Source organism: Bradyrhizobium diazoefficiens USDA 110, assembly GCF_000011365.1.
GTDB lineage: Bacteria > Pseudomonadota > Alphaproteobacteria > Rhizobiales > Xanthobacteraceae > Bradyrhizobium > Bradyrhizobium diazoefficiens.
This window is the reverse complement of the sequence record NC_004463.1, coordinates 4345495-4367913: the sequence shown is the minus strand read 5'-3', so window position 1 is coordinate 4367913 and position 22419 is coordinate 4345495. Positions and strand designations below refer to the sequence as shown.

Below are 22419 nucleotides of genomic sequence, written 5' to 3'. Positions count from 1 at the left end.
ACAAGGAGGCGATGACACCGCCGCCCGCCTCCGCCTGGACCCGCTCGAAGCCGCCCTTGCTGCGGTTTCTCGACACCTGCCTCAACGAATTCTCCGCCGAAACCTCCGGCGCGGTGGCCGATTACATTCCGGAGCTGGGCAACGCCGACCCTGCCTATTTTGGCATCAGCCTCGCCACGCTGGACGGCCATGTCTACGAGGTCGGCGACTCCAGGGTGCCCTTCACCATCCAGTCGATGTCAAAGCCGTTCGTGTTCGCGCTGGCGCTGGATCTTTTGGGCGCCGGCCGCGTCGAGAGCGCGATCGGCGTCGAGCCGTCGGGCGATCCCTTCAACTCGATCCGGCTCAATTCCGACAACCACCCGTTCAACCCGATGGTCAATGCCGGCGCGATCGCGTGCACCGGACTGATCTACGACAGCAAGGGCGCGGAGGCCTTCGAGCAGATCCGCCTTGCGCTCAGCCGCTTCGCCGGGCGCGATCTCGCCGTGGACGAGGCCGTCTACAGCTCGGAGAGCCAGACCGGCGACCGCAACCGCGCCATCGGCTATCTCCTGAAGACCAATGCGGTGATCTCGGACAACGTCGCCGCCGTGCTCGACGTCTATTTCCGGCAATGCGCGGTGCTGGTCACGGCGCGCGACATCGCGGTGATGGCGGCAACGCTCGCCAATCGCGGCATCAATCCGGTGACCGGCGAGCAGGTGATGAGCGCTTACGCGATCTCGCGCACGCTGTCGGTGATGACGTCTTCCGGCATGTACGACTATGCCGGCGAATGGATCTACCGCATCGGCATTCCCGCCAAGAGCGGCGTCGGCGGCGGCATTCTGGCGGCGCTCCCTGCCCGGCTCGGGCTCGGCAGCTATTCGCCAAAGCTCGACAAGCACGGCAACAGCGTACGCGGCATCAAGGTCTGCGAGGCGCTGTCCTCGCATTACGACCTGCACATGCTCAACCGCAGCGACGACGCGCGCAACGCCGTCATCGCCGACTACGACATCGGCAAGAGCCCGTCGCGGCGCGTGCGACGCGCGCAGGAGCGCGAGATCCTGGCCGCGCACGAGCAGGAGGTGCGGATCATCGAGCTGGTCGGCACGCTGTCGCTGTCGGCGGTCGACTACGTGTCGCGGCGGCTCGCGGGCCGGCCACGGCCGCAATTCGTGATCTTCGACCTCCACCGCGTCACCTCCACCACCCGCGCCGGCGCGCGGCTCGTGGCCGAAGCTTTCGAGGAGCTCGCCGCGCTGAACGTCACGGTGGTGCTATCGGGCGTCAGGCGCGCCTCGAAGGAGTGGAATACCCTGCGGGAGTGGACCGCGGAGCTGAAGAACGTCCGCGACTTCTACCTGCTCGACACCGCGATCGAATGGGCCGAAGACCAGATCGTCTACCGCTACGGCGGCTCGATCGATTTCCACGAGACCACCGAGCTTGCCGAGCAGCCGCTGCTGGAAGGTCTCAGCGCGGACGAGCTGGCGGAGCTCGGCGCGATCTGCACCATCAGGACCTATCAGTCCGGCGCAAAGATCCTCACGACAGGCGATCCCGCCGATGCCCTGTTCTTCCTGCGCAGCGGCGCGGTGCATGTCACGCTGCCCGACGGCGTGCGGCTCGCAACCCTGACCGCCGGCATGGCGTTCGGCGAGATGGCGCTGCTCGAGCAAACCCGCTCGGCCGACGTGTTCGCCGACATGGCGGCGACGGCCTTCGAAGCCCCGCTGAAGGACTTTGAGCGCTTCCGCGAGCAGCATCCGCGGGCCTCCGAGCGCATCATGCGCAACCTCGCGCAGCTGCTCGCCGACCGCCTGATTGTCGCCAACGCCAAGGTGGATATTTTGACGTCGACCTGAGCGACGCCGGTATGTCTTATCGGCTTGCCGCCTCGCTGATCCGCCGCCTGATCTTGGCGGCGCTGGCCTTGAGCAATTCGGATGGCTGCTGGCCGGTCGCGGCGCACAGGCAGGCCCAGTAATAGATGACATCGCCGAGCTCTTCGACGAGACCCGCCTTGTCGAGCCAGTCATCGCGCAGCAGCTTCTTGATGTGGTCGGCGACCTCACCCGATTCACCGGCGAGGCCGAGCCCGAGATAGGACAGCCGCTCGTTCGACGGATGCTCATCGACTTTCGCAACGCTTGCGGCCCAGGCCGCATATTCATCGATCGTCATCGGCATCCCTCGCCCCGGCTTTCGGATCAGCCCACCACTTCCGTGACCGGCTGAAGATCGATCTCGAACGTCTCCAGGAATTTCGACGTCATGATGTAGAAGCCGACCGAGAGCTGCAGCTCGACCAGCGCGGCCGGCGTCAGCTTCGATGCGATCGCCTTGAAGGTCGCGTCCGTCGGCTTGTTCAGCTTGACGATCTCGTCGGTGAAGGCGAGCGCGGCGCGTTGCACCTCATTGAAGCAGCTCGCGGCCTGCCAGTTCTCCAGCGCCTCGTTCTGCTCGTCGGTCACGCCGACATTCTTGCCGATGCGCTTGTGGGCGACGATCTCGTACGGCGCCTCGCACAGGATGCCGGTGCGCGTGATGGCGAGCTCGCGCACGACCGGATCGAGCTCGCCCTTGTGGCGGATGGCCCCGCCGAGCCGGCAATACTGCTCAAAATAGCTCGGCGAATGCGACATCATCCGGAAGATGTTGGCGTGGCGGTTCTTGTCGAGGATTTCGCGGGTGCGATCGGACGCCTTGGACGGGTCGCTGTAGTTGATACGGGCCATCAGTCACCTTGGGTCTTGGTCTTGTTGTCGTTTTTTCAGAGTTCCCAAGACTAATCTTGCGCTGACGCAAGCGCAACATCATCGCGCATCGCGTCATTGCTACGCAGTCGACGCTTTCGGCGCCTGGAACGGCGTGGAATCGGCAAAGCGGCGGACGATATTGGTCACCAGCAGGGCCGCCACGTTGTTGTAGCCGTCCACCGGCAACGCGCCGATGAAATTCATCGAGCCGACGGAAAAGACCGCGCCGCCATTCGGCGTCTCGAAGAAGGTCAGGTCGGAACGGATGATCTCCTCGCGCGGCGCCGGCCAGGTGTGGTCGTAGCGCTCTTCATTGACCGGCTGATAGGTCGGATCGGTAAGCACGGCCCGGCCGATGATGATCGCATGATGCGGCGTGCCGAGGCGCGTGTCGGCGCGGTCGAGCTCGTGGCCTGCGGCGCCACCGCCCATGAAGCCGCGCTCGCCGAGCTTGGCGCCCGGCCTTGCCAGATCCTCGATGCCCTCGCGCATGAATGCGACGCGGGGATCGAGAATGCCGTCGAGGAAGGTGTAGGGGAAGCCCATGTACTCCCCTTGCGTACTGAAGCCGACGCCGACCAGCGCCTGCGGCGGGCGGCCGAGCCGTCGCCAGAGGCCGCCATAGGACCCGTCGAAAGCATGATAGCTCTCGCCGGGGAGCGTTTCCCAGAGCCGGATGCCGCCCTCGGCGCGTCGCAATTCGAAAGCCCATGTGCCCGTCGCGTGCGGCACCACTTTCCAGTAGAAGCCGTTGCCGCCGAGATACATGAAGCGGCCGCCATTGCCGATATAGGCACCGAGCGCATCGAGCGTCTCGTGCGTGTGGTACTCCGGATGCTGGCCGGTCAGAACCACGGAATATTTCGACAGCAGATCGACGCCTTCGGCATGGACGTCGTGATCGGTGATGACCTCGAAATCGATGCCCTTGCGGGTCAGAAGATCGGTGATGGCGCTGTCGGCGGAGATCCAGTACAGGCCGGAACCGTAGTCGCTGGGATCGACGAGGTGGATCTGGTTCACGCGCTTGTCGATCAGCGGCCGGCGCATGGTCGACATCACCACGCCGCTGCCGTCCGAATGGAAGTTGTAGGGCGACACGCCGTATTCGGGATGGCCGTCCGGCGCCTGCGCCAGCGCGCCCCAGGCGAGCGACCGCTCCGTGATCAGGGCCTGCCTGCCCTTCTTCTGATACTGGCTATAGACCGTGTAACTGAAGGTCGGGGCGAGGAATGCCACCTTGGCCTGCGATCCCGGTATGCGGGCGCGGACATAGAAGACGATGTTGTCGCGCGCGCCGTCCTTTTCCAGGTGCAGCGCATAGACGCCGCTCTTCCAGTCTTCCGGCACGGTGAAGGTCAACGACGGCTGCCAGCCGGAATCGCCGATATCGTCGTCGTGGAAATGGATCGCGCCCCAGAGCTTCGGCTGTTCCGTCCAGCGATGCGTCACGCCGCCTGTCCAGCGCGATCCCGTCATCGCGCGCGTCGGCAAATTGATGCAAACGCCGTGCGCCCTGGACGGACCGATATCGGTCGCAATGTCGGTCGGAATGCCGATGGAAAAATCCCATTCGGCGATGGCCTGGGCCGCGGCTCCAGAGCCTTGCGCGGCGATGACATCATCAAGGCCGTTGCTGCCATCGGTGATGCGCGGCCGTTCGATCTTGCCGTTGAAATGGTGGACTGCGCCTTGCCCTGCGCGCTCCGCCGCAATCGCGACGGCCCACATGCCGGCCAACGCGGTGCGCGGCGCACCCAGCGTTTTCGTCGCACGCTCGTCGCGGTCGAGCCTGATCTTGCGGGGGACCTGTGCGATCGCCAGCGATCCGGTCACCGGGTCGAACAGACACGCGATATCGTGCCACGCCCGCTCGGTGAGCGCGATGCCGGTCTCGACCTCGAATGTTGTCTCGCCAACGACAAGCCGCGCAAAAGCGCCCGCCTTGCCGACGCCAAGCGTCAGCGCGCCGCTGGCGCCCGCCCAGTTCAGCACGGCCTGCCTGCCCGCGGCGAGCAGGGTCGGCCAGACGGTCGCGGCAAAGGCGATCGGGCCTGCCGGCAGCGCCAGTGCTGATACATCGACCCATGAGCCCTTTGCGATGGACTGCTCGATGCCATCGTGCTGGCCTTCGAGATCCCACTTGACCGGAATCTCGCGATAACCGGGCCCTTTCGGGTTCGGGTCCCCACAGATGACGCGGGCGATCCGCGCCGAGTAGCGGCCGCCGGCCTTGACCGCGATCATGAAGTTGATGGCGTCGCCGGAGCGCACGCTCCAGCGGTCCGCATAGCCGGTGATCGGAAGCATCGATAATCCCTCTTCAGGCGCCGCGCACGTTCCAGAACAACGGCAGGCCCTTGAGCATGCCCGTCAGGCTCTTCTTGTAAGCGGTCGGCTGATAGAAGACACCAAGCGGAACGTAGGGAACATCGACGAAGCACTGCTTCTGCATCTCGACGCCAATCCGGGCCTGCGCGGCGGCATCGGGCGCGGCGAACCAGGCATCCCGCAACTGTTCCAGCTTCTCGCTCTTCGCCCAGCCGAAGGTTGCCTTGTCACCGCTGCCGCGGATGAAGTTATGCGCCGACGGATTCAGCTGCGTGACACCCGCGGAATAGGTGCAGAAGGCGCTGTATCCGCCCTTGTCCGGCGTCTCGCGGTTGCCCATGCGCCGCAGCATCGAGCCCCAGTCCATCGCCGCGTAGTCGAGATTGAAACCGAGCTTGCGGAACAGATCGGCCGCGACTTCGCTCATCTGCCCGATCACAGGGAAATCGCCCGGCGCCATCAGCAGCACTTTCTCGCCCTTGTAGCCGGCGTCCCTGATCGCCTTGGCCGCGGCGGCGATATCCCGGGGGCCGGTCAGCGCTTCCATGCCGGCATCGTTCGCCATGTTGCCGCCGGGCGCGAAGAAGCCGATTTTGTCCCGCCAGAGACTGCTGTCCTCTCCCGCGACTGCGGACATGAATTCCTTCTGGCTGATGGCGGAGAGCACCGCGCGGCGGATGGCCGGGTTGTCGAAGGGCGGCTGCGTGTGGTTGAAACGCAGCACGCCGACATTGCCTATCGGGTCGAGCAGCTCGACATTCAGCGCCTTGTTGCCCTTCAGCTTCGGCAACAGGTCGACGATGGGCTGATCCCACCAGTCGATCTCACCCTGCTGAAGTGCGGCCGCCGCCGTCGCGGGATCCGGGATGACCTGCCACTCGACCCGGTCGAAATGCGCGATCTTCGGACCGGCGAGCAGGCTCGGCGTCCCCTCGGGGCGCGGCACATAGCCGTCGAAACGCGTGTAGACCAGACGCGCGCCGGGCACGTGCTGATCGGCCTGGAACTTGAACGGACCGGAGCCGATCAGCTCCTTGACCGGCGTGACGCTGTCCGTCTGTGCAAGACGCTCCGGCATGATGAAGGCAACGATGGCGCCCACTTTGCCGAGCGCTTCCGGCAGCAGCGGAAACGGCGACTTGAGACGCCAGCGCACGGTCTTGTCATCAGGCGCCGAGACCTCGTCGACCAGGTTGAAGAGCGAATTGCCGAACGCATCGCGCGAGGCCCAGCGTTTCAGGCTCGCCACCACGTCGCGTCCGCGCACGGGCTCACCGTCGTGGAATTTCAAGCCATCCCGCAACGTCATCGTCCAGAGCTTGCCGTCGTTCTCGACGGTGTGGCCGGCGACCATCTGCGGCTGAACCTGGAATTTCTCATCCACGCCGTAGAGAGTATCCCAGATCAGGAAGCCGTGGTTCCGGTTGACCAGGCCGGTGGTGATCATCGGATCGAGAATTGCGGCATCGGCCTGCGGCACGAAGCGCAGCACGCGCGAGGCTTGCGCGCGGGCCAGCCGCGGCATCGGAAAACTCGAGCCCAAGGCGACGCCGAGACCGGCGCCCAGTGTGGATCGGAGCAGGTCTCGACGGCGCATGCTGTGGTCTCCTCAACGGGTTACGCGGATGGACGTTTCTCGGCAAGCTTCGCTTCGGCGCTGAACAAGGTCCGCCCGAAAAGGTCGAGCGCCTCGTCAACCCCGGCTTCGTCGATGATCAGCGGCGGACAGAACCCGATCGTGTCGCCCATCGCGCGGATGATCAGGCCGTTCTCGATCGCGAGCGCGTCGAACATCGCGCCGACCTTCAGCGCGGGATCGAAGGCCTGCCGCGTCGCGGGGGCGGCGACCAGCTCGACCCCGATCATCAATCCCTCGCCGCGCACCTGCCCGACGATGCGCGAATCCCGCGCGATCTGCTCCAGCCCGGCGCGGAGCCGGCTGCCCATGCGGCGGACATGCGGCACCACATCCATCTCGTGATAGATATTCAGCGTTTCGAGCGCGATGGCCGCGCCGACCGGGTGTCCGGAATTGGTGAAACCGTGGCCGAACAGCTCGCCGCCCTTGTTCATCTCGCTGAGTGCATCCCGGATCGGACGTCCCAGCAACACGGCGGACATCGGGAAGTAGGACGAGGTGATGCCCTTGGCGAGCGCCACCATGTCCGGCTTCATGCCGACCGTCTCGCAGCCGAACCAGTTGCCGGTGCGGCCGAAGCCGCAGACCACCTCGTCGCCAAGCACCAGGATGTCGTGACGGCGCAGCACCGCCTCGATCGCAGCGAAATATCCCTTCGGCGGCACGACGATGCCGCCGCCGGCGTTGATCGGCTCGCCGATGAAGGCGGCGATCGTATCAGGTCCCTCGGCCATGATCAGCGCTTCGAGATCGGCGGCAAGGCGATCGACGAACGCCGCCTCGCTCTCGCCCGGCCTGGTGCCGCGATAGGCATCCGGGCAATGCGTGTGCAGGAAACCGTCGAGCGGGAGGCCGAATTCACGATGCATGCGCGGCAGGCCGCACATCGAGGCCGCAACGATCGTCGAGCCATGGAAACCGCGATCGCGGGCGATGATCTTCCGCTTCCCGGGCTTGCCACGAACCGCGTGATACACCCAGGCAAGCTTCACCATCGTCTCGGTGGCTTCCGAGCCTGAGGTGGCGAAATAGGCCTGCGCATCCGGGATCGGCGAGATTTCGACCAGCTTCTCGGCGAGCTCGATCGTGTTATCCGGCGTCTTGTGATTGAAGCTGTGATAGAAGCCGAACTTGTCGTAGGCCGTCGCTGCTGCGGCCTTGAGCCGCGTCTCGGAAAAGCCGAGCGAGGTGCACCAGAGCCCGGCCATCGCTTCCAGATAACGCTTGCCGCTCGCGTCATAGACATGGACGCCCTCGCCGCGCGCCATGATCAGCGGTCCGATTTCTGCATGACGCTGTGGGTTGGTCTGCGAGTGCAGATGGAACGCGATGTCGCGCGCCTCGGCTGAATTGGGCTTGCTGTCGAACACGCGCGCAGCCTCCATCGTCCCACCGACGGAGCATTCCCAACCCCGGTCGCGTGCGAAACTGGTCAGTCCAAATTGGTCTGACCAGCTTGGCTTTCGTGCGGCAGCTTGTCAAACTCAAATAAAGAGCTGATGAGCACGAAGATGTTGCACGATCCCCCGTCCAAGCCTGAACGCAGCTTCGAGATCGTCGCCCGGCGCATTGCTGCGATGATCCAGGCGAGTTACCGGATCGGCCAGCGCCTGCCGGCAGAGCGCGATCTCGCGAAGGCCTTTGGCGTGTCGCGGCCCACGGTGCGCGAGGCCATCCTGTCGCTGGCGATGGCCGGCATGCTGAAGGTGCGCAGCAACAGCGGCGTCTATGTGATCAGTCGTCAGGAAGCACCCGACGTGCACGCGCTCGAAGGTTTCGGGCCGTTCGAGAACCTGGAAGCGCGCCAGCTCATCGAGCCGCAGATCGCCGCGATCGCGGCGCAGCGCGGCACCGAAGCCACCTTCGCGCAGCTCGCCGAAGCGCTCGCCATGATGCGCTGGGAACATGCGCAGGGACGCGAGGCCGACACGTCGGATCACCGTTTCCACATGGCGCTGGCCGAGGCGACGGGGAACGGCGCGCTGGTGCAGATCAGCGACTCGCTGTGGCGCGCGCAAACCGAGTCCGGCATCTGGCAGGAAATTCACAACCACATGCAGATGGAGGACTATCGTCCCATGTGGCGCAGGGATCACGAGGCCATCTTCGAAGCCGTTCAAGCGAGGAACCCACGCAAGGCGAGCCTCGCCATGACGCGTCACCTCACCAACATCAGGGATGCGCTGATGGAGGCTTCGAATGCCAGATCGATGGCCACGACCAAGGCGCCCGCGAATTCTCCCAAGAAGGCCCGGTGAAACTTTTCGCGGTTGAAGCAAGTTTCCGCAAACCCTGTGCTGCGCGACCGCAAGAGCAACATCATCGAGTCAAAATCCCGCCGCATTGCTGATCGACCTTGGCACAGTCGATATTCGCCGCGTGGGGACAAATCGCGGCGGATACTCGCAAGGGGTGTTCCGAGTAAAAACAATTGGCCGTCGGGTGCGCTAGCCGCGCAACGATGAGTCACGCCCAAGTCTAGGGAGAAAAGGCATGAAGGAAGCCACCAAGGGGGCGGCCTCGGGAGCGCTCGCGCATATGCTGGCGGTGACGGCGATGCTCGTCATCGCCAGCATCTTGTTCTACGGGCGCTAGTAAGAGTTGTAAGCCTAGTAAGAGTTGTAAGCGTTGTAAGAGTTTTCGTCGTTCCGGGGTGGCCCTCGCACAGGCCAGGCCCAGAATACCCGTTCCAGGCTCGGTCTTCCGGACCGCCCCCGAATGACGAAATCCCGCTATTTGCTTTTGGTGAAGAACGGCACGAGCTTCCCGGCGAACGGCTTGAAGCTCGCATTGACCTCGTCGCCGATGGCGAGGTCGGTCTCGCCGTGGGCCATCATACGAAAACCCTCGGCACAATCGACCAGCAGGATGTTGTAGGGCACGTGCGCGCGCGTCTCGGGCGTGGCGGCGCGGCAGACCAGCGAGGTCGCGTAGACCCTGCCCTTGCCGCTGGCGCGCTGCTCGGATGGGCCGGACCCACCGCAGGCCGCGCAGAAAGCGCGATGGAAATACTGCACATGACCGCATGCGCCGCAGGTCTGAAAGGTGATGGCCCGTTCGCCCGTGGTCCAGTCGGCCAGACGCTCGCTCATCGCACCCGCTCCAGGAACATGCTGACATGGGACGACAGCACGCCGCCGTCGCCGTGCAGCAGTGCGATCGAGGCATCGCGCACCTGGCGATTCGCCGCCCGCCCCGTCATCTGCAAATGCGCCTCGACCAGATGCGCCATCGCACCGCCGACGCCGCAATGACCGTAGCTGAGCAGACCGCCATGGGTGTTGAGCGGCATCGCGCCGTCGCGGCCATAGTGGCCAGAGCGTACGCGGGCCGCCGCTTCACCACGGCCGGCGAGGCCGAGGTCCTCCAGCAGCATCGCAAGCGTGATCGTAAAACTGTCGTAGATCGCGGCGTAGCGCACGTCGGAGATCGCAAGGCCGGGGGCCTCCCTGGCGCGCGCGATCGAGATTTCGGCGCCGAGCTCGCTCAAGCCGGGCGCGGCCGTGACGTGCTGATGGGTGTGGGCCTGGGCGCAGCCGCGGATGCGCACGCCGGCCTCGCCCGTCCGCTCGCGGCTGATGACGAAGGCCGCGCCGCCGTCCGACACCGGGCAACAATCGAGCAGTTTCAACGGCATCGCGACCGGCTTCGAGGCCATGACGTCCGCGACCGTGATGGGATCTCGGAATTGCGCGCCGGGATGGGTGCAGGCGTGGGCCCCGCATCAGCACCGCGAATTCAGCAAGGTCCTCTTCGGTCACGCCATATTCGTGCATGTACCTGTTAGCAACGAGGCCATAATAGGCGGGAATGGTCGGGCCGAGCGGCACTTCGTAATCGGGATGGCCGACCTGCGCCAGCGCCTGGATCGAGGCGTCGCGGCTCTGTCCCGTGAGGCGGTTCTCGCCGGCGACGACGAGCACATTGCGCGCGACGCCGGCCTCGACGAGATGATGCGCGAGCATCGTCATCGCCAGCCCCGTGGCGCCGCCGACCTGCACGGCATGGGCGTAAGAAGGGCGGATACCAAAGTGCTCGGCGAACACGGTCGCCAGCATGATGTGCGGCGAGACGGTGGAGTAGCCGCAGAGGACGCCGTCGATCTCGGCGCGCTTCAGCCCGGCATCGTCGAGCGCGGCATGCGCGGCCCTGCTCATCAGGTCGAGCGAGGATGAGCCTTCGTGCTTGCCGTACGGCGTGAGGCCGACGCCGGTGATGAAGCTCATGCGATTACCCCTCCGCTGTCATTCCGGGGCGGCCCGAAGGGCCGAGCCCGGAATCCATCGCGCAGCATGGCGGAGGATAAATGGATTCCGGGCTCGCGACTTCGTCGCGCCCCGGAATGACGGATGAGAGAATTGTCGCCATCGCTTCCTCCCCTACTCCGGCAACGAGCGCGTCACGCCGTCGCGGACCATGGCTGCGATCTCGTCGGCGGAATAACCGATCTCCTTGAGGATCTCCGCGCCGTGCTCGTTGAGACGCGGCGCAAGCCTGGTGGTCTCGGCTTCGGTCTCCGACCAGCTCGCCGTCACCTTCATGCTGCGGATCGGGCCTTCGGTCGGATGGTCCACGACCGGGAAGAAGCCGGTCGCCTCGAGATGCTCATCGTGCAGCATCGAGGCGAGGTCGTGCATCGGCATGACCGGCACATCGGCCTTGGTCAGCAGGTCGATCCATTCGGCTGTCGTGCGCGTCTCGAAGATGCGGGCGAGCTCGGCATAGACGACGTCGATATTATTGGCGCGGCCGGCGAAGGTCGCGAATTTGGGGTCGGCGCGCAGATCGTCGCGACCCGTCGCCTTGAAGAAATTTTCCCACTGCTTGTCATTGTAGACGATGACGCTGAGATAGCCGTCCGACGTCTTGTAGGGCCTGCGGTCGCGCGAGAGGTGGCGGGCATAGCCGCCCTTGTCGAGCGGCGGCTCGAAGGTGAGCCCGCCCATGTGATCGCCCATGACGAAGCCGGCCATGGTCTCGAACATCGGGATGTCGACGCGCTGGCCGCGCCCGGTCCGGTCGCGGTGCACGAGGCTGGCGCAGATCGCGCCGACGGCAGTGAGGCCGACGATGCGGTCGACCAGCGCGTTGGGCACGTAGCGCGGCACGCCGTCGCCCGTCTGCGCCATCAGCGCCGGCAGCGCGGTGGCACCCTGGATCAGATCGTCATAGGCGGGTTTGGCCGCATAGGGCCCGTCCTGGCCGAAGCCGAACACGCCGGCGTAGACGAGGCGCGGATTGATCTCCGAGACGACGTCATAGCCGAGCTGGAGCCGCGCCATCGCCTGCGGGCGGACGTTGTAGACGAGAACGTCGGCGTCCCGGAGCAGGCGCAGCACGGCATCGCGCCCCGAAGGCTTCTTCAGATCGAGGCAGATCGAACGCTTGCTGCGGTTGGTGTTGAGAAACACCGGGCCCATGCCGGCGTGGCGCATCGGGCCGATCAGGCGGGTGACGTCGCCGTCCAGCGACTCCACCTTGATCACGTCGGCACCGTAGTCGCCGAGCATCTGGGTCGCATAGGGCCCCATCAGCACGGTGGTCATGTCGACGACCTTGATGCCCTTCAGCGGCCCCATTCGTTCGCTCCCGATTGCGCGGGCTCGGCTCAGCCCGCGATTTCGGTCCAGCTAACGGCAGCGACGCCGCGCGCGCAAGGGCGGCCGGCGTATGGCTGCATGCGTGGTGGCGCGGCCGCTATTTCTTCTCGCGGGATTCCCGGATCTTCAGGAGCCGGTCGAGCTCTTCGTTCTGCTGGCTGATCCGGTCCGCGATGCGCGACTCGTTCTGCTCGCCGGAAGCGGCCGCGGCCTGCTCGATGAGCTGCCTGATATTGTCCTCGAGGATCGCGATGCGATCGTTGAGTGCGTCCATCGACAGCGAGTCTTCGTAGTCATTGCTCATGATGCATTCCCTGCAAATCAATCAAGAGCTTTAAGGGGCCCGGGCGGGGCCACCATGATCTAGCGCAATAAAGAAAGAAGGTGGGCACCGCGCTTCGCGCCTTTGCCCACCCTACAAGCCTTACTTCAGCGGCTCCAGCACGGAGACGTAGTTGGCAACCGCTGCACCGCCCATGTTGAAGATGCCGCCGAGTTTTGCATTTTTGAGCTGCATGCCCTCGGGCGCCTGGCCCGCAAGCTGCATCGCGGTCATCACGTGCATGGAAACGCCGGTGGCACCGATCGGGTGGCCCTTGGCCTTCAACCCGCCGGACGGATTGACCGGCAGCTTGCCGTCCTTGAGCGTCCAGCCTTCCTTGATGGCGCGGGCGCCCTGCCCCTTCGGCGTCAGGCCCATCGCTTCGTATTCGATCAGCTCGGCGACGGTGAAGCAGTCATGGGTCTCGACGAAGGAGAGATCGGTGAGCGCGACGCCCGCCTTCTCCAGCGCCCGCTGCCAGGCGACCGTGCAGCCCTCGAACTGGAGGATGTCGCGCTTGGACATCGGCAGGAAGTCCTGGGCGTGCGCGGTGGCGCGGAAGCCGATCGACTTGCTCATGCCCTTGGCGGTCTCGGCGTCGGCCAGGATCAGCGCCGCCGCGCCATCGGAGACGAGCGAGCAATCGGTGCGCTTCAGGGGGCCGGCGACGTAAGGGTTCTTCTCGCTCTCGGCGCGGCAGAACTCGAAGCCGAAATCCTTGCGCATCTGGGCGAAGGGATTGGCGACGCCGTTCTTGTGGTTCTTGGCCGCGATCAGCGCCAGCGCATCGGACTGGTCGCCGTATTTCTGGAAGTAGGAGCTGGCAATCTTGCCGAACACGCCGGCAAAGCCGCCCACCGTGTCGCCGTCCTCGGGCAGGTAGGACGCCTTGAGCAGGTTCTTGCCGATCTCCGGCCCCGGCGTGCGGGTCATCTGCTCGACGCCGACGACGAGCACGATCCTGGCCGCACCTGCGGCAATCGCGCGCAGGCCTTGGTGCACCGCGGCAGAGCCGGTCGCACAAGCGTTCTCGACGCGGGTTGCCGGCTTGAAACGCAGCTTCGGGTCGGCCTGGAGCACCAAGGAAGCGGTGAAATCCTGCGGCGAGAAGCCGGCGTTGAAATGACCCAGCACGATCTCGTCGACGTCGCCGGCCGAAATGCCGGCATCCGCCAGCGCCTCATTGGCCACGCGGACGACGAGGCTTTCGACGGTCTCGGTGTCAAACTTGCCGAACGGCGTATGCGCCCATCCGACGATGCTGGCAGTCATGGTCTTTTCTCCTTGGAAGCGCTTTCCCCTGAGCTATGTCTTAGCCTAGGGATGGCAAGACTTCACGCGCCTTTCAGGGCCTTGAGGGTGCGCTGGCAGATGGCAGTTATGCCGGCCCAGTTCCCCGCCCTGATCTCCGCGGTCGGGCACAGCCAGGATCCGCCGACCGCGACCACGTTGGGCTCCGCCAGCCAGGTCGCCGCATTGGCCTCGCCCACCCCGCCGGTCGGGCAGAACCGCACGTTCGGGAATGGCCCGCCGAGCGCGCGCAGGCCCTTGATGCCGCCGGCCTGCTCGGCCGGGAAGAATTTTGCGACGTCGAAGCCGTAGGACAGCGCCATCATCAGTTCGGACGCCGTGGCAATGCCCGGCGCAAACGGCAACGAGCTGTCGGTGGCGGCCTTCAACAGGTCCGGGGTCAGGCCCGGGCTGATGCCGAACGCGACGCCGAGCTTCTCCACACGAGTGAAGTCGGCCGGATTGAGAATCGTGCCGATGCCGACGACCGCCTCGGGTACCTCGGCCATCATCGCCCTCGCCGCCTCGATCGCAACGGGGGTGCGCAGGGTCACCTCCAGCGTGCGGACGCCGCCCGCAACCAGCGCACGGGCCAGCGGTACAGCATCCTGGATGCGCTCGATGGTGAGGACGGGAATAACGGTCGCAGCCTTGAATAGCGCGACGAGCTGGTTCTGTTGGGCAGTCGTGGTCATCTTGGCCTTCGTTTCACTTGGTCGCTTGGCGCGTAGCCGCCGGCCGGTGCCGCTTCTTCGGCGGCATGGCATAGCCTGGAATGATGGCGCCGGGATAGCAGATCACGAGGCTGGCGAGGCGATGACCGGCCTGCGCCGCCTCGACCGGCTCGGAACCGGCGAGCCGGGCTGCGATATAGGCCGCGGCAAAGCTGTCGCCGGCCGCCGTGGTGTCCACCACGGGCTTGGTCATGGGCTCGGCACGGACCTCGCTGGTGCCGCCCGGAAAGCGCAACAGGCTGACCGGCTCGGCGAGCCGGAACACCAGCTCGGGGCTCGGGATGCGCGCCATCAGCTGGTCGCGGCTCTCGCCCGGATAGAGCGCGAGGAGATCCTCGGTCGAGGTCAGCACGATGTCGGCGGTCGCAAACGCCGCGGCAAAGGCCTCGCGGGCGACATCGCGATCGGGCCATCCCCGCGCGCGAAAATTGGTGTCGAACACGAAGCGGGTACCGAGCAGGCGGGCGCGCTTGATCGCCGCGAGCAGGCGCTCGCGGCCGGGGGCGTCGTAGATCGAGAGCGTGATCGCGGAGAGATAGACGATGTCGTAGCTCATCAGCGAGTTGAGCAGTTCGTCCGTCTCCGGCAGGCTCATCAGCTGGCGGGCGGCCGCGCTGTCGCGCCAGTGGAAGAACTGGCGCTCGCCCTTCGCATCAGTCTGGATCATGTAGAGGCCGGGCAGCTTGCCCGGCAAGCGCACGACGCGGCGGGTCCCGATGCTCTCCGCATTCCAGGCCGCGATCATCTCATCGCTCAGGGCATCGTCGCCGAGCGCGGTGAAGTAATCGACCTTGACCTCGAGCCGCGCCAGATAGACCGCGGTGTTGAGGGTGTCACCGCCGAAGCCGCGCGAATAGAGACCGCCGCCCTGCCCGGCGGACTGTCCGGCAGATTGTCCCGCGGAATGTCCACCTTGGGCCTGCCGGAGCTCGACCATGCATTCGCCGATGCAAGCAACGCTCGCCATCATCAGATCCAGGCTGTTCATCGATTGCGTCAGGCGACGAAATTGCCGCCGAGCTCGTCTTCGATGTGAATGCGGATGATATCGTCGAAATTCTTCTCGGCAGTGGTGAAGCCGAGCTCGAGCGACCGCTTTGCGTTGAAGTTGCGCGGCCAGCCGCCGACGATGCCGACGATGAAGGGATCGGGCTCCCGCTTGATGCGGGCTGCGACCTTTTCGCCGGCAACGCGCTTCAAGGCGGCGATCTGCTCGCCGACGGTCGCCGACAGGCCCGGCATGGTCAGGTTGCGGCGCGGGCCGACGGTGGCGAGGTCCATGGTGCCGGCGTGCAGCAGGAAACCGACGGCCGAACGCGGCGTCGCATGCCAATGGCGGACGTCCTCGGACACCGGGAGGATCGCTTCCTTGCCGGCCAGCGGCTCACGCAGGATGTTGGAGAAGAAGCCCGATGCCGCCTTGTTGGGCAGGCCGGGCCGGATGCAGATGGTCGGCAGGCGGATGCCGATGCCATCGAGGAAGCCGCGGCGGGAATAGTCGGCGAGCAGCAGCTCGCCGATCGCCTTCTGGGTGCCGTAGCTGAGCAGCGGGGTGTGGAAGAACTCGTCGCCGATCGCGTCCGGGAACGGGGCGCCGAACACCGCGATCGACGAGGTGAACACCACGCGCGGCTTGTAGCCGCCGCCGACGAGGCGGATCGCGTCGAGCAGCATTCGCGTGCCGTCGAGATTGATGCGGTAGCCCTTGTCGAAATCGAGTTCGGCCTCGCCCGACACGATCGCGGCGAGATGGAAGATCGCATCCGGGCGTCCGGCGATCAGCTTTTCGGCCGCGCCCGGCACGGCGAAATCGCCCGACACCGTCTCGACCGGAAAACCGGCCTTCTCCGGCTTCTTGGGCTCGACCACGTCGTGCATGGTCAGCTTGGTGATCTCGCTCTTGCCGAGCCGGCCGTCGCGCAGCAGCCGTTCACAGAATTTACGGCCGACCATGCCGGCGGCGCCCAGAACCAGAATGTGCAAGAGCCTACTCCTTCTTATTGGCTTATTGGCCGGACCGCGCCGCTCCTGACGCGCCCTCGGCAAGCCCCGCGATCATTCCTTCACGGCGCCGGTCATCGCCGACACATAATGCTCCACGAAGAAGGCGTAAAGGATGACGAGCGGCAGCGAGCCGGCCAGCGCCCCCGCCATCAGCGAACCCCAACGGTAGATGTCACCATCCACGAACTCGTTGACGATCGCGACCGGCACCGTCTTGTTGCTGGTCGATTGCAGGAAGGTCAGTGCGTAGATGAACTCGTTCCAGCATAGCGTGAAACAGAAGATGAAGGCCGAGATGAGGCCGGGGATTGCGAGCGGCACGACGATCTTGATCAGGATCTGCCAGCGGCTCGCGCCGTCGATCAGCGCGCATTCCTCGAGCTCGAAGGGGATGGTCTTGAAATAGCCCATCAGCAGCCAGGTCGAGAACGGGATCAGGATCGTCGGATAGGTCAGGATCAGCGCCAGCGGCGAGTCGAAAAGGCCGTACTGATACACGACGGTGGCGAGCGGAATGAACAGGATCGAAGGCGGCACGAGATAGGCAAGGAAGATCAGCCCCCCGACCAGATTGGCGCCCTTGTAACGCAGCCGCACGATGGCGTAGGCCGCAAACACCGATGCGACGATCGAGAGCACCGTGGCGCAGATCGCCACGTACATCGTGTTCCAGAGCCAATGCGGATAGTAGCTCTCGAAAAGCAGCTTGTAGAAGTGCTTGAAGGTCGGATTCCAGGTCCAGAACGGATTGAACTTGTCGAGATCGAGCAGCTGCTCGTCCGGCTTCACCGAGGTCAGCGCCATCCAGTAGAACGGGAACAGCAGAACCACGACGATGATCGTGAGCGGCAGATAGAGCGTCACCATGCGCCGCGGCACGGACTGGAGATAGCTCATGCCCTCGCTGTTATCGGCGCGCGCCGGCGTCGATAGCACGGACTTGAGATCGACTTTCGAGGCAGGAAGATCAGTCATTGCTTTCTCCCTGTTGCCACTTGCGACGCTGGAGGCCGAACCAGGAGACCATGATCGCAGCAAGCAGGAATGGAATCATGGCGCTCGAGATCGCGGCGCCCTCGCCGAGTTGCCCTGCGATGATCGCGCGCTGATAGGACAGCGTCGCCATCAGGTGGGTCGCATTGACCGGGCCGCCGCGCGTCATCGCCCAGATCAGCTGGAAGTCGGTGAAGGTGAACAGCACCGAGAAAGTCATCACCACGGCGATGATCGGCGTCAGCAGCGGATAGGTTATGAAGCGGAAATTCTGCCAGCGCGTGGCGCCGTCCAGGGTCGCGGCTTCATAGAGCGAGGGCGATACCGTCTGCAGGCCGGCGAGCAGCGTGATCGCCACGAACGGCACTCCGCGCCAGATATTGGCGAAGATAACGCAGATCCTCGCCCAGGTGGTATCCCCGAGGAAATTGATGTTCTGGCTGATCAGCCCGAGATGCCGCAACGACCATGAGATGATGGAGAACTGAGAGTCGAATATCCACCAGAACGCCAGCGCGGAGAGCACCGTGGGCACGATGAACGGGATCAGTACGGCTGCGCGCAGCATCGCCTTGAACGGCATGTGTTCGTTCAGGAGCAACGCGAGATAGAGCCCGACCGCGAATTTAACGGCGCTGGCGACGAAGGTGTAGAGCAGCGTGTTGAACACCGACAGCCAGAAGATGGAATCGTCCCAGAGCCATTCGTAGTTCTCGGTGCCGATGAAGTGCCCGACGCGGCCGATGCGGGTATCGGTGAAGGACAGCCAGATCCCGAGCCCGAGCGGATAGGCCAGGAAGAAGATCAGGAATGCCATGGCCGGCACCATGAACCAGAAACCGAGCCAGTTGCGGTTGTGCTTGAGCTGGTCCCAGGCGCGTGCCTTTTGAATCTGCGGCTTGGCGCGGGGAGCAACTGCGATATCGGCCATGCTCGGATCCCTGATCGGAGTGTTGACGAGTGGGTGGCCGGCGAGACCACCCACTCCGCGACGGTTAACGATAGATGCGCTTCAACTGGCGCTCGGCTTCCGCCATTGAGCCCTTCACATCCTTGGTGCCGGTGCAATAGTTGGCGAACATGTCGACGACGATGAAGTCGGCGATTGCGGTTGCCGCCTTCTCGCCCACAGTGCCGATGCCCGAGGCCGGCAACGTACGCTTGGACGCCTGCGCAAACACGGCGTTCTTGGGATCCGCGGTCCAGACCGGGGCCGTCTCATAGGCGTTCAAGGTCTGCGTCAAATAGCCTTGCGCACCGCTCAACCACTTCTCGTAGTTCTCCTTCTCCAGCATGAAGGCGATGAAGGCCTTCGCTGCGTTCGGATATTTGGTGAAGTTGAACGCGAGGATGGGCAGCGCAAGCTGCAATTCGGTCGGCTTGCCGATCGGACCCACCGGCCACAGGGCGTGATAGGTGTCCTCAGTCAGCTCCTTCTTGGTCGGATCGGTCTTGGCCCCCACGTAGATCGAGATGCCGTTGGCCGTACAATAGAGTTCGCCAGCCAGGTACGCCTTGTTGTTGGAGGAGTCGTTCCACGACGGCGTGCCCGGGATGAAGGTCTCGTAAAGCGCCTTGCAATACTCCAGCGCCTTCGCCGTCTCCGGCGAATTGATGATGACCTTGTCGTTCTGGTCGACCGTGTAAGCGCCGTGGCCCCAGAGGACCCAGTGCAGCCATGAGTTGCCGTCGCCGCTGGCATGGCCGAGGGCAAAGCCGGCCGGCGTGTTGTTTGCCTTCAGTGCCTTGCACATCTCGAGGAAGCCGGGGAAGTCCTTCGGGAATTCCTTGAAGCCGGCCTTGTCCGTCGCCGACTTGCGGTACGTCATGTAGCCGCCGTTGGTCGCAACCGGGATTCCCAACCAGTCGTCACCGAGCTTGCAGGTCTTGGCTGCCGCATCGGTCCATCCGCCGTACTTCTTGCCGAGATAATCGGCGACGTCGTTCATCTTGAGGACCTTGGTCGGGAACAGCTGCGGCAGCGTGTGCAGGCCCCAGGCCAGATCGAGACCCGAGCCGGTGTTGGCGGCAACCGATGCCTTCGGCTGCACGTCCTCGAAGGACTCGCTGAACACGTTCATCTCGGTGCCGGTCGCAGTCTTGAACGCCGCGACCATGGCGTTGAATGCTTCGTCTTCCTGCGGCACGAAACGCTTCCAGCGCATCACCGTCAGCTTGGCGCCCGGCTCGGCCTTCCACGGCGAGTCCGCCGCCCAAGCCCTTGCGAAGTCGAACAGTGCCGGCCCGGTCAGTGCGCCGGTGGCAGCCAGCGCGGTTCCGCCTTGGAGCAGAGCCCGGCGGGTAAAGTCTTGCATGTCGTCCTCCCTGTGATGCTTTTTTGTAGTCTTTTGCAGTCTGCCTTATTCAGCTTGCATTACGCATTGAGCCGTTTCCCCGTGGCCTCGTCGAACAGGTGAACCACCGACGGATCGGGCCTCAGCCGGACCTTGTCGCCCGGGTTGAACTGGTGACGCTCGCGGAAAACGGCGACGACCTGCTCGCCGCCGAGCTTGGCGAAGACCTGGGTTTCCGAGCCGGTCGGCTCGACCACGACGATCTCGGCCTCAGCGCCATCGTCGGCGATGGTGAAATGCTCGGGCCGGACACCAAAGACCACGGGACGGCCGTCGGCCCCCTCCGGCGCGTTCCTGAGCGGCAGCTTGACGCCGTTCGGCCCTTCGAAGGTCGCAGTGCCGTTGACGCGGACATGCCCCTTCAGGAAGTTCATGGCCGGCGAGCCGATGAAGCCGGCGACGAACTGGTTTTCAGGCTTGTCGTAGAGCTCGAGCGGCGTGCCCATCTGCTCGACGATGCCGTCATGCATGACGACGATCTTGTCGGCCATAGTCATGGCCTCGATCTGGTCGTGGGTGACGTAGACGGTCGTGGTCTTCAGCCGCTGGTGCAGCTCCTTGATCTCGGTGCGCATGGCGACGCGCAACTTGGCGTCGAGGTTCGACAAGGGCTCGTCGAACAGGAAGACCTGCGGATCGCGCACGATGGCGCGGCCCATGGCGACGCGCTGACGCTGGCCGCCGGAGAGCTGGCGCGGATAGCGCTCGAGCAGCGGCGACAGCGCGAGGATCTCGGCGGCGCGCTTGACGCGCTTGTTGATCTCGTCGGAACTCGCGTTCCGCAGCTTCAGCGAGAAGCCCATATTCTCGCCAACGGTCATATGCGGATAGAGCGCGTAGTTCTGGAACACCATCGCAATGTCCCGCTCCTTGGGCTGGACATTATTGACGACGCGGTCGCCGATCGAGATCGTGCCGGAGGTGATGTTCTCGAGGCCTGCGAGCATGCGCAGAAGCGTCGACTTGCCGCAGCCGGAGGGGCCCACCAGAACGACGAACTGGCCGTCCTCGATCGGGATCGAGACGCCGTGCAGGACTTCAAAGTTGCCGAACGATTTCCGCACGTCGCGGATTTGCACAGACGACATCTAGCTCCCTCCTCGAAAGTCCACGGCGCCTCGCGCCGCGACCGTCTTGTTTTTTCTGAACTTCGCCGAACGAAGCCCGGTCTTAACAGGCGACATTGTCGGCAGTTTGTGCGGTTTTGGCAATTTGTCTTTGGTTAGTCGTTGCTGGTAGCGCTGTCAACGTTCCTTTGTTTGCGGCAGTGACTGTGTTAAGAGCAGCAATGGGTCGAAAACGCACCAAGTCAGGCAAAATCCGGCTGGCGGAAGTCGCCGAGCTTGCCGGCGTCAGCCCGATCACGGCGTCCCGCTTCTTCCGTAACCCCGAAGCGCTCTCAGTCGCCAAGCGGACGCGGGTCGAGAGCGCGGCCAAGGAGCTCGGTTATGTGCCGAACCTGGCGGCACGCGCGCTCGCCTCGCAACGCACCGAGGTGATCGGTGTCTTGATTCCGTCACTGACCAACAACGTGTTTTCCGACGTGCTGCGCGGCATCTATGACGCCTCCGAAGGCGGCCGTTACTCGATCCAGCTGTCCAACACACGCTACAGCATCCTCCAGGAGGAGAAGCTGCTGCGCCTGTTTCTTGCGCAGAAGCCCGCCGGGCTGATCGTCACCGGCATCGACCAGACCGCGGAATCGCGCGCGATGCTGGAGGCGGCCGACTGTCCGATCGTGCAGATCATGGAGATCGGGCCCAATCCGGTCGACATGATGATCGGCTTTTCCCACTATGAGGCAGCGCGCGCCGCGGTTGCCCACCTGTTCGCGCAAGGTCACCGCAAGATCGGATTCGTCGGCGCGCGCATGGACCCGCGGGTGCAGCGGCGGCTGGACGGATATGTCTCGGCCATGAAGGACGCCTCCCTGTTCGAGCAACGCCTCGTCGTCACGACCGCCACGCCGACGTCCGTAACGCTCGGCGGCGCCCTGTTCACCGATCTCCTGGCACGCGAGCCCGACCTCGATGCGGTGTTCTGCGCCAACGACGACCTCGCGCTCGGCGTGCTGTTCGAATGCCGGCGCCGCGAGATCGGCGTCCCCGAGCAGATCGCGATCGTCGGCTTCAACGACCTCGAATTCATGGCCTCCGCCGTCCCCACCCTGACCAGCGTGCGCACCAACCGCTACGAGATGGGCAAGACCGCCGCCACCATGCTGATCGAGGCGATCGACGGACGGCGCCCGGAGCAGCCGGTGCTCGATCTCGGCTTCAAGGTGATCGAGCGGCAAAGCTCGTCGGCGCGGCGTCCGGACGGCAGGCCGGCTGCGTCAGGTGCGGGCACTGCGAACAAAATGGTAGCGTTACCAAGTAGCCATGACTAGTATCGGATTTGTGAGG

Annotated in this window: 19 protein-coding genes and 1 pseudogene; 3 read left to right on the top strand and 17 right to left on the bottom strand. The window is 64.7% G+C overall.

The features are described 5' to 3' along the window. The first annotated feature begins 11 nt into the window (after positions 1-11). Positions 12-1853, top strand: coding sequence for a glutaminase A (gene glsA, locus BJA_RS19510; protein ID WP_011086712.1), 1842 nt, complete (start codon positions 12-14; stop codon positions 1851-1853). Positions 1854-1869: 16 nt separating this feature from the next. Here glsA and BJA_RS19505 read toward each other — a convergent pair whose 3' ends face one another. The 5 genes from BJA_RS19505 to BJA_RS19485 form a co-directional block, all read right to left on the bottom strand. Continuing rightward, positions 1870-2172, bottom strand: coding sequence for a nucleoside triphosphate pyrophosphohydrolase family protein (locus tag BJA_RS19505; protein ID WP_027543134.1), 303 nt, complete (start codon positions 2170-2172; stop codon positions 1870-1872). Between the two features lie 26 nt (positions 2173-2198). Continuing rightward, entirely contained in the window at positions 2199-2726 is a 528-nt protein-coding gene (locus BJA_RS19500; protein ID WP_011086710.1) for a carboxymuconolactone decarboxylase family protein, read from the bottom strand. A gap of 99 nt (positions 2727-2825) precedes the next feature. Then, on the bottom strand, positions 2826-5057 hold the full coding sequence (locus BJA_RS19495) for a N,N-dimethylformamidase beta subunit family domain-containing protein (RefSeq protein ID WP_011086709.1): 2232 nt from the start codon (positions 5055-5057) through the stop codon (positions 2826-2828). 13 nt (positions 5058-5070) lie between these two features. Next, positions 5071-6675 carry an ABC transporter substrate-binding protein gene (locus BJA_RS19490; RefSeq protein ID WP_011086708.1) on the bottom strand — a complete coding sequence of 535 codons (1605 nt, stop codon included), beginning with the start codon at positions 6673-6675 and terminating at the stop codon, positions 5071-5073. A 20-nt stretch (positions 6676-6695) separates the two neighbouring features. Beyond that, positions 6696-8087 carry an aspartate aminotransferase family protein gene (locus tag BJA_RS19485; RefSeq protein WP_162494084.1) on the bottom strand — a complete coding sequence of 464 codons (1392 nt, stop codon included), beginning with the start codon at positions 8085-8087 and terminating at the stop codon, positions 6696-6698. Between the two features lie 129 nt (positions 8088-8216). Between BJA_RS19485 and BJA_RS19480 the strand changes: the two genes are divergently transcribed. Next, positions 8217-8975: a FadR/GntR family transcriptional regulator gene (locus BJA_RS19480; protein ID WP_011086706.1), complete on the top strand. Its 759-nt coding sequence runs from the start codon at positions 8217-8219 to the stop codon at positions 8973-8975. Between the two features lie 474 nt (positions 8976-9449). On the opposite strand, the gene BJA_RS19475 is transcribed toward BJA_RS19480, so the two are convergent. The 12 genes and pseudogenes from BJA_RS19475 to BJA_RS19420 all read right to left on the bottom strand — a co-directional run bounded on the left by BJA_RS19475 (position 9450) and on the right by BJA_RS19420 (position 21102). Further along, positions 9450-9809 carry a Zn-ribbon domain-containing OB-fold protein gene (locus BJA_RS19475; RefSeq protein WP_011086705.1) on the bottom strand — a complete coding sequence of 120 codons (360 nt, stop codon included), beginning with the start codon at positions 9807-9809 and terminating at the stop codon, positions 9450-9452. After that, positions 9806-10943, bottom strand: a pseudogene (locus BJA_RS19470) (thiolase family protein). The gene BJA_RS19475 and the pseudogene BJA_RS19470 overlap by 4 nt, the downstream one beginning before the upstream one ends. A 153-nt stretch (positions 10944-11096) precedes the next feature. Beyond that, positions 11097-12296 (bottom strand): CaiB/BaiF CoA transferase family protein, encoded by a 1200-nt coding sequence (locus tag BJA_RS19465; protein ID WP_011086703.1) that lies wholly within the window; start codon positions 12294-12296, stop codon positions 11097-11099. Positions 12297-12414: 118 nt separating this feature from the next. Then, positions 12415-12621, bottom strand: a complete 207-nt coding sequence (locus BJA_RS19460; protein WP_011086702.1) for a hypothetical protein — start codon at positions 12619-12621, stop codon at positions 12415-12417. A 120-nt stretch (positions 12622-12741) separates the two neighbouring features. Then, positions 12742-13911, bottom strand: a complete 1170-nt coding sequence (locus tag BJA_RS19455) for an acetyl-CoA acetyltransferase (RefSeq protein WP_011086701.1) — start codon at positions 13909-13911, stop codon at positions 12742-12744. Between the two features lie 62 nt (positions 13912-13973). Further along, a complete protein-coding gene (gene eda / locus BJA_RS19450; protein WP_038966878.1) occupies positions 13974-14624 on the bottom strand; it encodes a bifunctional 4-hydroxy-2-oxoglutarate aldolase/2-dehydro-3-deoxy-phosphogluconate aldolase in 651 nt (216 codons plus the stop codon). A 13-nt stretch (positions 14625-14637) separates the two neighbouring features. Further along, positions 14638-15630, bottom strand: a complete 993-nt coding sequence (locus BJA_RS19445) for a sugar kinase (protein ID WP_038966881.1) — start codon at positions 15628-15630, stop codon at positions 14638-14640. A 29-nt stretch (positions 15631-15659) separates the two neighbouring features. Continuing rightward, a complete protein-coding gene (gene denD / locus BJA_RS19440; protein ID WP_028170962.1) occupies positions 15660-16646 on the bottom strand; it encodes a D-erythronate dehydrogenase in 987 nt (328 codons plus the stop codon). Positions 16647-16718: 72 nt separating this feature from the next. Next, complete coding sequence (locus BJA_RS19435; protein ID WP_011086697.1) at positions 16719-17642, bottom strand: carbohydrate ABC transporter permease; 924 nt, start codon at positions 17640-17642, stop codon at positions 16719-16721. After that, positions 17635-18591 carry a carbohydrate ABC transporter permease gene (locus tag BJA_RS19430; RefSeq protein WP_028170961.1) on the bottom strand — a complete coding sequence of 319 codons (957 nt, stop codon included), beginning with the start codon at positions 18589-18591 and terminating at the stop codon, positions 17635-17637. Before BJA_RS19430 ends, BJA_RS19435 begins: the two co-directional genes overlap by 8 nt. Before the next feature lie 64 nt (positions 18592-18655). Further along, the gene (locus BJA_RS19425; protein ID WP_011086695.1) at positions 18656-19975 is read right to left on the bottom strand and encodes an ABC transporter substrate-binding protein; all 1320 of its coding nucleotides are present in this window, start codon (positions 19973-19975) and stop codon (positions 18656-18658) included. Between the two features lie 59 nt (positions 19976-20034). Next, complete coding sequence (locus BJA_RS19420) at positions 20035-21102, bottom strand: ABC transporter ATP-binding protein (RefSeq protein ID WP_011086694.1); 1068 nt, start codon at positions 21100-21102, stop codon at positions 20035-20037. Between the two features lie 200 nt (positions 21103-21302). Between BJA_RS19420 and BJA_RS19415 the strand changes: the two genes are divergently transcribed. Further along, a complete protein-coding gene (locus BJA_RS19415) occupies positions 21303-22403 on the top strand; it encodes a LacI family DNA-binding transcriptional regulator (protein WP_028170959.1) in 1101 nt (366 codons plus the stop codon). Positions 22404-22419 lie beyond the last annotated feature (16 nt).

Excerpts from the sequence above, each read along its gene's own strand:
- glsA (WP_011086712.1), top strand. The coding sequence starts at position 12 with ATGACACCGCCGCCCGCCTCCGCCTGGACCCGCTCGAAGCCGCCCTTG.
- BJA_RS19505 (WP_027543134.1), bottom strand. The coding sequence starts at position 2,172 with ATGACGATCGATGAATATGCGGCCTGGGCCGCAAGCGTTGCGAAAGTC.
- BJA_RS19500 (WP_011086710.1), bottom strand. The coding sequence starts at position 2,726 with ATGGCCCGTATCAACTACAGCGACCCGTCCAAGGCGTCCGATCGCACC.
- BJA_RS19495 (WP_011086709.1), bottom strand. The coding sequence starts at position 5,057 with ATGCTTCCGATCACCGGCTATGCGGACCGCTGGAGCGTGCGCTCCGGC.
- BJA_RS19490 (WP_011086708.1), bottom strand. The coding sequence starts at position 6,675 with ATGCGCCGTCGAGACCTGCTCCGATCCACACTGGGCGCCGGTCTCGGC.
- BJA_RS19480 (WP_011086706.1), top strand. The coding sequence starts at position 8,217 with ATGAGCACGAAGATGTTGCACGATCCCCCGTCCAAGCCTGAACGCAGC.
- BJA_RS19475 (WP_011086705.1), bottom strand. The coding sequence starts at position 9,809 with ATGAGCGAGCGTCTGGCCGACTGGACCACGGGCGAACGGGCCATCACC.
- BJA_RS19465 (WP_011086703.1), bottom strand. The coding sequence starts at position 12,296 with ATGGGGCCGCTGAAGGGCATCAAGGTCGTCGACATGACCACCGTGCTG.
- BJA_RS19460 (WP_011086702.1), bottom strand. The coding sequence starts at position 12,621 with ATGAGCAATGACTACGAAGACTCGCTGTCGATGGACGCACTCAACGAT.
- BJA_RS19455 (WP_011086701.1), bottom strand. The coding sequence starts at position 13,911 with ATGACTGCCAGCATCGTCGGATGGGCGCATACGCCGTTCGGCAAGTTT.
- eda (WP_038966878.1), bottom strand. The coding sequence starts at position 14,624 with ATGACCACGACTGCCCAACAGAACCAGCTCGTCGCGCTATTCAAGGCT.
- BJA_RS19445 (WP_038966881.1), bottom strand. The coding sequence starts at position 15,630 with ATGGCGAGCGTTGCTTGCATCGGCGAATGCATGGTCGAGCTCCGGCAG.
- BJA_RS19435 (WP_011086697.1), bottom strand. The coding sequence starts at position 17,642 with ATGACTGATCTTCCTGCCTCGAAAGTCGATCTCAAGTCCGTGCTATCG.
- BJA_RS19430 (WP_028170961.1), bottom strand. The coding sequence starts at position 18,591 with ATGGCCGATATCGCAGTTGCTCCCCGCGCCAAGCCGCAGATTCAAAAG.
- BJA_RS19425 (WP_011086695.1), bottom strand. The coding sequence starts at position 19,975 with ATGCAAGACTTTACCCGCCGGGCTCTGCTCCAAGGCGGAACCGCGCTG.
- BJA_RS19420 (WP_011086694.1), bottom strand. The coding sequence starts at position 21,102 with ATGTCGTCTGTGCAAATCCGCGACGTGCGGAAATCGTTCGGCAACTTT.
- BJA_RS19415 (WP_028170959.1), top strand. The coding sequence starts at position 21,303 with ATGGGTCGAAAACGCACCAAGTCAGGCAAAATCCGGCTGGCGGAAGTC.